A 12,057-nucleotide genomic window follows, 5' to 3' on the forward strand; every position below is an offset into this window, starting at 1 on the left:
CATTCGTTGTCCATCACCCCAATCACTCGAAAAGTCGAGTGATTAGCCAGCGAGTTGACCAACGAAGGGGTTCGCGAAGGTGAAGAACAGTGCGATACCAACGCCGATCATGGTCACGGCGTCGAGCAGGCCGGCGACGATGAACATTTTAACTTGCAGCATTGGGACCATTTCTGGCTGACGCGCTGCGCCTTCCAGGAATTTGCCGCCCAGCAGGCCGAAACCAATGGCAGTACCCAGGGCGCCCAGGCCGATCAACAGTGCAACAGCGATAGCGGTTAGACCAACTACAGTTTCCATCTTTCCTCCCGACTTTTACGTCGTATGGTTTAGGTTTTTTAGATTTTAAAGCGGTAAAACAAATCGTTTCATAGCCCTGTTGGGCCACCTTCCCGTTTGACCGGGAAGGACATCAGACTAGTCGAGACTGGTCTTAATGGTTCTCTTCGTGCGCCATCGACAGGTAGACGATGGTCAGCATCATGAAGATGAAGGCCTGCAGGGTAATGATCAGGATGTGGAACACAGCCCACGCCCACTGCAGTACTACGCCCAGGCCGCTAAGCCAGAGCAGGCCGCTGCCAAACATCACAGCGATCAGAATGAACACCAGCTCGCCGGCATACATGTTGCCGAACAGTCGCAGAGCCAGGGAAATCGGCTTGGCGATCAGGGTGACGAATTCCAGCAGGAAGTTCACCGGGATCAGCAGGGCTTGAACGAAGATGTTCTTGCTGCCGAACGGGTGCAGGGTCAGTTCGCCGATGAAGCCGCCGATGCCCTTGACCTTGATGCTGTAGAAAATGATCAGCGCGAATACCGACAGAGCCATGCCCAGTGTGGCGTTCGGGTCAGTGGTGGATACGGCGCGGAATGGAATGTGCGGGTCGCCGGAGATCGCCATGGCCAACTGAGGAATCCAGTCCACCGGGATCAGGTCGACGGCGTTCATCAGGAACACCCACACGAAGATGGTCAGTGCCAGCGGTGCAATCACCGGGCTACGGCCATGGAAGCTGTCTTTCACGCTGCCATCGACGAATTCGACCAATACTTCAACGAAGTTCTGCAAAGCACCTGGCTGACCGGAAGTCGCCTTCTTTGCCGCCATGCGGAAAATCAGGACGAAGATCAGACCCAATGCGACCGACCAACCCAGAGTGTCCAGGTGGAAAGCCCAGAAACCCATTTCTTTGGCTTCTGCTGCGGTGTGGGCAAAGCCCCAGCCGCCATTAGGAAGCTGACCGAAGGTCAGGTTCTGCAAGTGGTGCTGGATATAGCCCGAAGCGGTTGTTTCTGCCATGGTTGCCTCAAACGCCCTAAGGTTTCGAAAGTCTTGTTTTCATTAGCAGGGGAGCGAACCAGCTGACCAGTTGGGTCAACACGAAGACGCCGAATACAGCCAGCGGCGCCAATGGCTTCACACCTGCAAAGGTCAGTGCAAACAGCACTGCCGTCAAAATCAGTTTCCCCGCCTCGCCAGCATAAAAAGACCGGACGATAGCCTGGGCTGCTCGGGCGCCGGAAAACCGAAAGGCCCTGTGAGCAAAATACATATTGGGCAGCAAGGCTATCAGGCCTCCGCAGAGTCCTGAATACCCGGCTACGACTCCATGCCAATACCAAAGCGCCAATGCGGCGATCAGCAAAATGACAAATTGAGCCAGTAGAACCGGAAAAACAGCCAAGCGATGGAACGGCAACGTGTTTGGCGTGCGGGTTTCCATCACTCTTGCTCCTCAATGGTCGGCTGCCGGAAATCAATAACTTGGCATAATTTGTGCCGACAAAATGCGCGCAGAGTATAGGGGCGGTTCAGCCCCTATTCAACTGTCGGGTAGTGATTTCCGATCACGCGCTACATAAGCAAATGTTTCAGCGGATGTGGGCAAGGACGCCTTGAAGCTCGTCAAGGGAGTTATATCCGATGACCAATTGCCCTTTGCCCTTCTTGCCGTGACGAATTTGCACCGCAGAGCCCAGGCGCTCGGCCAGGCGCTGCTCGAGTCGGGCGATATCCGGATCAGGTTTGGCGGTTTCGACCGGTGCAGGTTTGCCGCTGAGCCATTGGCGCACCAGCGCTTCAGTCTGACGTACGGTCAGGCCTCGTGCGACAACGTGTCGCGCCCCTTCAACCTGTTGATTTTCGGGCAAACCGAGCAACGCACGGGCATGGCCCATTTCCAGGTCGCCGTGGGACAACATGGTCTTGATCACTTCCGGCAGCGCGATCAAACGCAACAAGTTGGACACGGTGACGCGGGACTTGCCCACCGCCTCGGCCACTTGCTGCTGGGTGAGCTGGAATTCCTGCTGCAAACGCTGCAACGCAATCGCTTCTTCGATCGGGTTGAGGTCTTCACGCTGGATATTCTCGATCAACGCCATGGCGATCGCGGTTTCATCCGGCACATCGCGCACCATCGCCGGGATAGTTTCCTTGCCGGCCTGCTGGCTGGCACGCCAGCGGCGCTCACCGGCGATGATCTCAAAGCGGCCACCGCCAATGGGGCGCACCACGATGGGCTGCATCACGCCCTGGGCCTTGATCGAGTTGGACAGTTCTTCCAGGGCCTGGGGGTCCATGTCCCGACGTGGCTGGTATTTGCCGCGCTGGATCAAGTCCAGCGGCAAGTGCTGCAGCTCGCGCTCGTCGGCCTGCACCGCTTGTTCTTCAAGCGATGTGACGGTCGGACCACTCAACAGTGCATCCAGTCCACGTCCGAGACCTCGTTTCTTGACGGCCATGGGGGTTCCTTAAATTGGCTGGGCTGCAGCGGTGCGTGAATTACGGCGTTGGCGGCGAACCATCTCGCCAGCCAATGCCAGGTAGGCAATGGCACCACGCGAGGATTTGTCGTACGCCAGCGCGGGCATGCCATAGCTTGGCGCTTCGGCCAGGCGGATGTTGCGTGGAATCACGGTGTCGTACAGCTGGTCACCGAAGTGTTCCTTGAGCTGCGCCGACACATCGTTCATCAGGCTCAGGCGCGGGTCGAACATCGTCCGCAACAAGCCTTCGATCTGCAGTTTCGGGTTGAGCAACTCGGCAATGCGCTTGATGTTATCCACAAGGTCGCTCAGGCCTTCCAACGCGTAGTACTCGCACTGCATGGGGATAATCACCCCATCGGCGGCTACCAGGGCGTTAAGCGTGAGCATCGACAGCGACGGTGGGCAGTCGATCAAAATGTAATCGTAGTTGTCGCGAATGGGCGCCAGGGCGCTGCGCAGACGGCTTTCTTTCATCTGCATTTCCAGCAGCACCACTTCCGCCGCGGTCAGATCGCGGTTGGCCGGCAGCAGTTGGTAACCGCCGTGCTCGGAATAGTGCATGGCCTGGGCCAGGTCGCATTCGCCAATCAGCAAATCGTAGACCGAGTTTTCCAGGCCGTGTTTATCCACACCGCTACCCATGGTGGCGTTGCCCTGTGGATCGAGATCGATCAGCAGCACCCGACGCTTGGTCGCGACCAGGGATGCTGCGAGGTTGATACAGGTGGTGGTTTTACCCACGCCACCTTTCTGGTTCGCTATCGCGAATACCTTAGCCATTCTTGCTTGTGTTCCCAATCATGCCGTGCGGCGCAGTATCAGCAGATGGCGTTGGCCTTGGCAACCAGGTACGGCCAAGGCGTGTTCGCTATCGAGGTGGAAGTCTGCCGGCAATGCTAACAGCTCGTCGCTTGGATGAACGCCCTTCATTGCCAACCAGCGGGTATCACGGTCGCCCAGGTGGCGTGTCCAGTTGCTGAAGTTCTCCATGCTGCTGAACGCCCGGGACACGATCCCATTGAAAGGCAGTTCAGGCGTGAACGCTTCGACACGACTGTGGATAACTTGCAGGTTATCCAGCTTGAGTTCGAGTTTGACCTGGGTCAGGAAGCGGGTTTTCTTGCCGTTGCTGTCCAAGCAGGTCACGTGGGACTCGGGAAACAGGATTGCCAACGGAATGCCAGGCATGCCGCCGCCACTGCCGACGTCGAGCCAGCGGCCGTTTTCGATAAACGGCATCACGCTGAGGCTGTCGAGCAAATGCCGCGACACCATCTCGTCCGGATCACGTACCGCGGTCAGGTTGTAAGCCTTGTTCCATTTGATCAACAGGGCCAGATAGCCCAGCAGTAACTCATGCTGGGCTTCGGTCAGGGCCACGCCCAACTGGCGCGCTCCTGTGGATAACTCTTCGGCGTGTTGCAAGGTGACCAACGAACTCAAGCGCTTTGCTCCAACTGACGGCCCGCGCCGCGTTTTTTCAAATGAATCATCAACAGTGAGATCGCTGCCGGCGTGACGCCAGGGATACGTGAAGCCTGGCCGAGGGTTTCCGGCCGAGTTATCCCCAGCTTGCTTTGGATTTCTTTCGACAAACCGGAAATCCCGGTGTAGTCGATATCCACAGGCAGCTTGGTGTCTTCACTGGCGCGCAGCCGGGCGATCTCGTCCTGCTGGCGATCAATGTAGCCTGCGTATTTGGTCTTGATTTCAACCTGTTCGGCAACCTGGGGGTCTTCTGCGCCCTGGCCAGTCACTTCGACCAGACCAGCGTAGTCGATTTCCGGACGGGAAAGCAGGTTGAGCAAGTTGTACTCATGGGTCAACGGCGTGCCGAATTTTTCTGCAATGGCGTCGCCCTGCTCCGTGCCCGGGCGAACCCAGGTACTTTTCAGACGCTGTTCTTCGAGCGCAATGCTTTCGCGTTTTGTGCAGAAGGCCGCCCAGCGGGCGTCATCGACCAGGCCCAGCTCGCGACCTTTTTCGGTCAAGCGCAGGTCGGCGTTGTCTTCGCGCAGGATCAGACGGTATTCCGCCCGAGATGTGAACATCCGGTACGGTTCCTGGGTACCCAGGGTAATCAGGTCGTCGACCAATACGCCGATGTAGGCCTCATCGCGACGCGGGCACCAGCTGTCTTTGCCCTGTGCACGCAATGCTGCGTTGGTCCCGGCCAGCAAACCTTGGGCGCCGGCTTCTTCATAACCGGTGGTGCCGTTGATTTGGCCGGCGAAGAACAGCCCGCCAATCACTTTGGTTTCCAGGCTGTATTTCAAGTCGCGCGGGTCGAAGTAGTCGTACTCGATGGCGTAGCCCGGACGCACAATGTGCGCGTTTTCCATACCGCGAATCGATTGCACGATCTGGATTTGCACGTCGAACGGCAACGAAGTCGAAATTCCGTTCGGATACAGCTCGTGGGTGGTCAACCCTTCCGGCTCGATAAAGACCTGGTGGCTTTCCTTGTCGGCAAAGCGGTGGATCTTGTCTTCGATCGACGGGCAATAACGCGGGCCAATGCCTTCGATCACCCCGGAATACATCGGCGAACGATCAAGGTTCGCGGCAATGATTTCGTGGGTACGCGCATTGGTGTGGGTGATCCAGCAACTGACCTGTTTCGGATGCTGTTCCTTGGAACCCATGAACGACATGACCGGAATCGGCGTATCGCCGGCTTGTTCGGTCATCACCGAAAAATCCACGGAACGCCCGTCAATACGTGGCGGAGTCCCGGTTTTCAGGCGACCGACACGCAACGGCAATTCCCGCAGGCGTTTTGCCAGAGCAATCGACGGCGGATCGCCAGCGCGACCACCGGAATAATTCTGCATACCGATGTGGATAAGCCCACCCAGGAAAGTGCCGGTGGTCAGTACGACGGATTCTGCGAAGAAACGCAGGCCCATTTGAGTGACGACACCACGTACCTGGTCCTGTTCGACGATCAGGTCATCGGCTGCTTGCTGAAATATCCACAGGTTCGGCTGGTTTTCCAGGGTTTCACGTACCGCTGCCTTGTACAGGATACGGTCGGCCTGGGCACGGGTTGCACGCACGGCCGGGCCTTTGCGGCTGTTGAGCACACGAAACTGAATGCCACCTTTGTCGGTGGCCATGGCCATCACGCCGCCAAGGGCATCGATTTCCTTGACCAGATGGCTTTTGCCAATCCCGCCAATCGCGGGGTTGCAACTCATGGCTCCGAGGGTTTCCACGTTGTGCGTCAGCAACAGGGTTTTTACGCCCATGCGTGCTGACGCCAGTGCTGCCTCGGTACCGGCATGACCGCCGCCGATGACGATCACTTCAAAACGGGAAGGGAAATCCACCACGCACCTCGTGCCTGCTTATGTAGGTAATCAGGAATTGTTTGTTGAAAGGGTTTTAGAGCTTTGCGGGCAAGTATAGGGACTTAGCCCTTCCTAAAGAACCCTTTGCACAAAATTTAACCAGCTGTGGATGAATCACAGACAATAGAAATTAAAAGAGAGAAATTTATTAAATCTTTGTTTTTATGTTTATTTATACTGAGCGACCTTTCTGTGGATAGATCTCTACAGCCCTTTATTTTCAATGTGTACAGCGATTCAAAACACTGTGATCATCTGCCAATGAGGCCCTTGGATAAGTACTTTAAGCCTGTGGATTAAACGGGTGGTTATCCACAGACGGGTTTTTACTCAGGTTTCAGGCCTTGTTATCAACTGGGCTCAGGAGCGGTTATTCACAGGGCTTAATCCACATAAACGCCACATTTCGTCCACGACAAAGCTAGGAATTAATCCTGGGTAGGACAAAAAGAGATCTATTGTGGGAAAACACTGGGCCAGTTAATAATAGCGATTATCATTAACCTACCTTGTCGCGCCTATGCCTCCCTCTTCACATACCGCAGCGGTCCAGCACATCTATGAGCAACATCATTCGTGGCTTCGCGGGTGGCTCAAGGGGAAATTGCATAACGCCAGCGATGCAGCCGATGTGGCCCACGATACGTTCGTGCGCATGCTCGGTGGACGTCACGCAGCGCAGATTCTTGAACCACGGGACTATCTGGCGACCATCGCCAGAGGCCTGGTGATCGACCGCTATCGCCGGCATGCCGTCGAACAGGCCTACAGGCAGGTCTTGGCAGAGCGTCCTGAAGCCACTGCTATCAGTGAGGAAGACAAGGCAATCATCATCGAAACCCTGGTGGCTGTGGATAAAGCGCTGTCTGGGCTGGGTGAGCGGGCACGGCGAATTTTCATGCTGGCACAGATTGAAGGGCTGACTTATCAACAGATCGCCGATCAACTGCAGGTATCACTGACTACGGTGAAGAAACACATGATCCGTGCCCTTACCGAGTGCTCCCTGATCATGGCCAGCCGGTAATGATCAACCCCGACCGCAAGACGTTCGAGGCCGCTGCCAGTTGGTATGTGCAATTCCAGTCGCAACCACCGACACCCGCACAACATCAAGCCTGGCAGCAGTGGCTTAATCGTGACCCGTCCCACCAGGCGGCCTGGAACCAGATGGAGCAGTTGCAACGCAGCCTCGGTGCCCTGCCCCCTGAACTCACGCGCCGCGCGTTATCCACCACGCAACAGCGGCGCCAAGTACTCAAGTGGATGCTGGTGCTCGGCGGCAGTGGCTATCTGGGCTGGAACGTTCAGCAACATACGTCGCTGGGTAACGTATGGGCTGATTACCGGACGTCGGTGGGCCAGAGGCGACGCATCGAACTGGCGGACGGCACGCAGATCAATCTCAATACTCATACCGCTATCGATGTGGCGTTTGACGGGCGCCAACGTTTGATCCGTTTGCGCGAGGGTGAAGTACTTATCCACACCGGGAAACGGGGTGGGCACTTACCGTTTTATGTAGAGACTCGCCAAGGCCGGGTCCAGGCGCTGGGCACTCGTTTTACTGTGCGCCAACTGCCGGACGCCACACGGGTTGGCGTCTTGGAAGAGCGGGTTGAAGTGTCCCCAGGCGACCAACCCGAACGTCACCGAATCCTGGGTGCGGGTGAGAGCGCAGAGTTTGATCGGCACGATGTGCGCCCTACCGGGTATGGCGGTGTACAAGCAGCCTGGGTCGATGGGCAACTGAACGTGCTCGATGCTCGGCTGGGAGACGTTATCGATGAGTTGGCGCGCTATCGGCCGGGTGTGTTGCACTGTGACCAAGCGTCTGCGGGCCTACGTGTTTCCGGTACCTTCCGCCTGGACTCAAGCGATGCCGTCCTCGCTAACCTGCAAGCGAGCCTGCCGATTCAAGTTAAATACTTTACGCGCTATTGGGTGTCGGTCACCCGAATCGGCTGACCGAAAAAATAATCCACAGAGGGGTTATCTTTTTTTGACCTGGCGCGGCCCTACAGGTAATCACGACGCTACCTTCAGGGCTTACTCACCTATGCGCCTTCCCGCCCCGCTCCGCAAACGACTTTCCTGCCATGGCATGACCTACGGTCTGCAGCTCATTACCGCGACGACCGGTGTGTTGTTATCCACAGCCGTCATGGCCGCCAGCGCAACGCAACACTTTGCAATTGCCGCTGGCCCGCTGGACAAGGCCTTAAGCCTGTTTGCCGCCAGGGCCAATGTGATTCTGTCCTTCTCCCCCCAGCAAACCGCGCGTTTGAATACGCCAGGGCTGCAAGGTGACTATTCAGTGGACCAGGGCTTTGCGCTGCTGCTGCAGAACTCGGACCTGCAGGCGGTCGCACAGGCTCCCGGCAGCTATGTATTACAGCCGGCACCTGCTGGCCAAATGACCTTGGCCCCTACCACCGTGAGCGCTTATCAACAGGGCGGCTTCAATCAAGAGATCGGCGGGGATGTAGGCTACAAGGCGCAGAACAGCCGCATCGGCACCAAGACCAGCACACCGCTGTCCGAGACTCCGCGTTCGGTGTCCGTTGTCACTGGCCAGCGTATCAAGGATCAAAAATCCCAGACCCTGACAGAAGTGTTGGGCTACGTACCGGGGATCTTCGCCCCACCGTTCGCGGCCGGCGACGGCTTGGCAGGCGATCTGTTTTTCATTCGCGGTTTCAATGCCACGGATTACGGCTACGGCCTGCTGCGAGATGGCCTGCGAGTTCAGGGCAATCGATACGACACCACCAGCGAACCCTACGGCCTGGAGCGGGTCGAGATTTTCCGCGGCCCTTCTTCCTTGCTCTATGGTGAAAACGCACCCGGCGGCCTGGTTAACCTGGTGAGTAAACACCCGACTGCAACCCCACAAGGCGAGGTGCAGGTGAGTTATGGTTCGAACAATCGACGCCAGTTGGGTGTGGATATCTCGGGCCCGCTCAACGACAGTGACAATATCCTGGGCCGAGTGGTGATGCTGGGGCGTAAATCCGACACGCAGACCGATCACGTCCCGGACGATCGTCTGTATATCGCGCCATCCCTGACCCTGAACTTCGACGACTACAACACCTTGACGTTGCTGGCCAACTACCAGAAAGACCATACCAACCTGGAACTCGGCCTACCCGCCGCCGGAACGCTGCTTACCAATCCCAACGGCAAGCTGTCCAAACACACCCTGCTGGGCAACCCGGACTGGAACACCTTTGAACGCGAAGCGTGGAGTACCGGCTATGAGTTCAGCCACAGCTTCAATGATGATTGGCAGTTCCGTCAGAACTCGCGCTATATGCAGTCGCGTATCAACCGGCATGAAACCTGGCCAGGCACACTTAATAACGGCGGCTTCGGCACTCGGCTGAACATGAACGCCTACGACCGCTACAACAAGTCGATGGTCTATTCGCTGGATAACCAGCTCGAAGGCAAGTTCCAGGTGGGCGGCGTCGAAAACACGGTGCTGTTGGGCGCCAGCTATGACCGAACCTCGTTCAATCAAGACTGGGATGCGGGTTTCGCCGGCACCATCGATGTGTATAACCCGGTGTACTTGCGCGACCCGCTCACTCCACTGGCGGTGCAAAACACCTTGCTTGAACAGCAGATGAAAGGGGTTTATGCACAGGTCCAGAGCAAATACGACCATTGGCTCTTTCTGCTCGGCGGCCGCCAGGACTGGGTCGACAGCGACTACCGCGACAAGGTCCAGCCATCGAGCAATATCAACTCACAGGATCGTAAATTCACTTACCAGGGCGGGGTGATGTACCAGTTCGACAACGGCTTGACGCCGTATGTCAGCTATTCCACTGCATTTGTCCCCGTGCAGCAGATCTCCAACGCCGGCTCACCGTTGAAACCGATTACCAGCAGCCAATACGAGGTGGGCGTTAAGTACGAACCGATCGGCTGGGATACGGCGATGACCTTGTCGGTGTATGACCTGCGCAAGCAGGACGATACCTACCTCGATGCCACCACCAACAGCTATCGCCAAGTCGGTGAAAGTCGCGCCAAGGGCGTGGAAGTCGAGGTCAACAGCGACATCAGCGCCAACTTCAACGTGACGGCAGCCTATACCTACACCGACGCCCGGATAACCAAGGATTCGGCCACCTCGCTAGTGGAAGGCCGTCAGATGACGGGCGTGCCGCGTAACCAGGCTTCGGTGTGGGGTAAATATCGCTTCCTGGATGGCCAACTCAAGGGTTTCTCCCTGGGCGGCGGTGTGCGTTATTTCGACAGTACCTTTTCCTACACGGCGCCGACGCTCTACGGCAAGCTGGATGCAGGAAGCGTCACCTTGGTGGATGCGGCACTGGGTTATCAGATCAACCCACACTGGTCGGTGGACCTGAACGCCAAGAACCTGTTCGACAAGGAATATGTATCTGGTTGCAACGATGCGGGGCGTTGCTATTGGGGCGACAGCCGTACCTTGCTCGGTACGGTGTCCTATAACTGGTAGTCGTTGTGGATAACTCGACTATTTGCCGATGCAGAAGCTGGAGAAAATCCGCCCGAGCAGATCATCCGAACTGAAAGCCCCGGTGATTTCACCCAACAGCTGCTGCGCCTGGCGCAGATCTTCAGCCAGCAGCTCCCCAGCCCCCGCCAAGGTCAGCTGGGCGCGCCCGTGCTCCAAGGCCGAGCTGGCATGACGCAGCGCTTCCAGGTGCCTACGGCGCGCACTGAAGCTGCTTTCCGAGGTCTGTTCGTAGCCCATGCAGGCTTTAAGGTGCTCGCGCAGCAACTCCAGACCGTCACCGGCCGATTTCGCGCTCAAGCTGATAGTGACGTGGCCATCTTCACTGGTTTCCAGGGCGATGGCTTCCCCCGTAAGGTCGGCCTTGTTACGGATCAAGGTGACTTTGGCTGGGTCTGGCCGTTGTTCAAGGAATTCGGGCCATAAGGCAAAAGGATCCACAGCTTCCGGCGCAGTGGCATCCACCACCAGCAACACACGATCGGCTTCGCTGATCGCCTTGAGCGCACGTTCCACGCCGATCTTTTCCACCTGGTCGTCGGTATCGCGTAAACCAGCGGTGTCCACCACGTGCAGCGGCATACCGTCGATGTGGATATGTTCACGCAAGATATCCCGGGTAGTGCCGGCGATCTCGGTGACGATGGCCGCCTCGCGCCCTGCCAGCGCATTGAGCAGGCTGGATTTGCCGGCATTGGGCCGGCCGGCAATCACCACCGTCATACCATCGCGCAGCAAGGCGCCCTGCCCGGCTTCGCGCAGCACTGTGGATAACTCGTCGCGGACTTTATCCAACATCGCCAATACGTGGCCATCCGCCAGGAAGTCGATTTCTTCCTCTGGAAAATCAATCGCGGCTTCGACGTAGATGCGCAGACTGATCAACTGCTCGGTCAAGTTATGCACACGCAGGGAAAAAGCCCCCTGCAATGAACGCAATGCGTTACGTGCAGCCTGTGCAGAACTGGCTTCGATCAAATCTGCGATGGCTTCGGCCTGGGCCAGGTCGAGCTTATCGTTCAAGAACGCGCGTTCGCTGAATTCCCCTGGTCTGGCCAGGCGGCAACCCAATTGCAAGCAGCGCTGCAGCAACATGTCCAACACCACAGGACCACCGTGCCCTTGTAACTCAAGGACATCTTCACCGGTGAACGAGTTTGGCCCTGGAAAATAGATGGCCAGACCCTCGTCCAATACGCTGTGGTCGGCATCCAGGAACTGGCCGTAATGGGCATAACGGGGTTTCAGCTCCCGGCCGCTGATAGCCTTGGCTGCCACGCCCGCCAATGGCCCGGAAATTCGAACGATACCGACGCCGCCTCGACCTTGAGCGGTAGCGACAGCAGCGATGGTTTCACGAGGAGCGCTCATCAGCAGGTTCCAGAACAAAAGTGACGGAAAGCAAAACGCCCCACT

The 12,057-nt window shown here is 57.3% G+C and carries 11 protein-coding genes; 3 read left to right on the top strand and 8 right to left on the bottom strand.

The features are described 5' to 3' along the window. Positions 1 to 42: 42 nt before the first annotated feature. From atpE to mnmG, 7 genes are all read right to left on the bottom strand, one after another. Entirely contained in the window at positions 43 to 300 is a 258-nt protein-coding gene (gene atpE / locus A7K61_RS03695) for a F0F1 ATP synthase subunit C (RefSeq protein WP_002555987.1), read from the bottom strand. A 133-nt stretch (positions 301 to 433) separates the two neighbouring features. After that, positions 434 to 1,303, bottom strand: coding sequence for a F0F1 ATP synthase subunit A (gene atpB, locus A7K61_RS03700; protein WP_003195886.1), 870 nt, complete (start codon positions 1,301 to 1,303; stop codon positions 434 to 436). 16 nt (positions 1,304 to 1,319) lie between these two features. Continuing rightward, a complete protein-coding gene (locus A7K61_RS03705; RefSeq protein ID WP_010565865.1) occupies positions 1,320 to 1,727 on the bottom strand; it encodes a F0F1 ATP synthase subunit I in 408 nt (135 codons plus the stop codon). Positions 1,728 to 1,875: 148 nt separating this feature from the next. Then, a complete protein-coding gene (locus A7K61_RS03710; RefSeq protein WP_003195890.1) occupies positions 1,876 to 2,748 on the bottom strand; it encodes a ParB/RepB/Spo0J family partition protein in 873 nt (290 codons plus the stop codon). A 9-nt stretch (positions 2,749 to 2,757) separates the two neighbouring features. Further along, on the bottom strand, positions 2,758 to 3,555 hold the full coding sequence (locus A7K61_RS03715) for a ParA family protein (RefSeq protein ID WP_069556944.1): 798 nt from the start codon (positions 3,553 to 3,555) through the stop codon (positions 2,758 to 2,760). Between the two features lie 18 nt (positions 3,556 to 3,573). Continuing rightward, complete coding sequence (gene rsmG, locus A7K61_RS03720) at positions 3,574 to 4,218, bottom strand: 16S rRNA (guanine(527)-N(7))-methyltransferase RsmG (protein WP_044270133.1); 645 nt, start codon at positions 4,216 to 4,218, stop codon at positions 3,574 to 3,576. Next, on the bottom strand, positions 4,215 to 6,107 hold the full coding sequence (gene mnmG / locus A7K61_RS03725; protein WP_069556977.1) for a tRNA uridine-5-carboxymethylaminomethyl(34) synthesis enzyme MnmG: 1,893 nt from the start codon (positions 6,105 to 6,107) through the stop codon (positions 4,215 to 4,217). The genes rsmG and mnmG overlap by 4 nt, the downstream gene beginning before the upstream one ends. Before the next feature lie 541 nt (positions 6,108 to 6,648). Between mnmG and A7K61_RS03730 the strand changes: the two genes are divergently transcribed. From A7K61_RS03730 to A7K61_RS03740, 3 genes are all read left to right on the top strand, one after another. Then, on the top strand, positions 6,649 to 7,155 hold the full coding sequence (locus A7K61_RS03730; RefSeq protein WP_044270135.1) for a sigma-70 family RNA polymerase sigma factor: 507 nt from the start codon (positions 6,649 to 6,651) through the stop codon (positions 7,153 to 7,155). Beyond that, on the top strand, positions 7,155 to 8,096 hold the full coding sequence (locus tag A7K61_RS03735; protein WP_069556945.1) for a FecR domain-containing protein: 942 nt from the start codon (positions 7,155 to 7,157) through the stop codon (positions 8,094 to 8,096). Before A7K61_RS03730 ends, A7K61_RS03735 begins: the two co-directional genes overlap by 1 nt. A 136-nt stretch (positions 8,097 to 8,232) precedes the next feature. Beyond that, positions 8,233 to 10,623: a TonB-dependent siderophore receptor gene (locus tag A7K61_RS03740; RefSeq protein WP_171905455.1), complete on the top strand. Its 2,391-nt coding sequence runs from the start codon at positions 8,233 to 8,235 to the stop codon at positions 10,621 to 10,623. Positions 10,624 to 10,641: 18 nt separating this feature from the next. Here A7K61_RS03740 and mnmE read toward each other — a convergent pair whose 3' ends face one another. Further along, a complete protein-coding gene (gene mnmE / locus A7K61_RS03745; protein WP_069556947.1) occupies positions 10,642 to 12,012 on the bottom strand; it encodes a tRNA uridine-5-carboxymethylaminomethyl(34) synthesis GTPase MnmE in 1,371 nt (456 codons plus the stop codon). Positions 12,013 to 12,057 lie beyond the last annotated feature (45 nt).

Origin of the sequence: Pseudomonas sp. AP42, from assembly GCF_001728935.1 — a bacterium.
GTDB lineage: Bacteria > Pseudomonadota > Gammaproteobacteria > Pseudomonadales > Pseudomonadaceae > Aquipseudomonas > Aquipseudomonas lactis.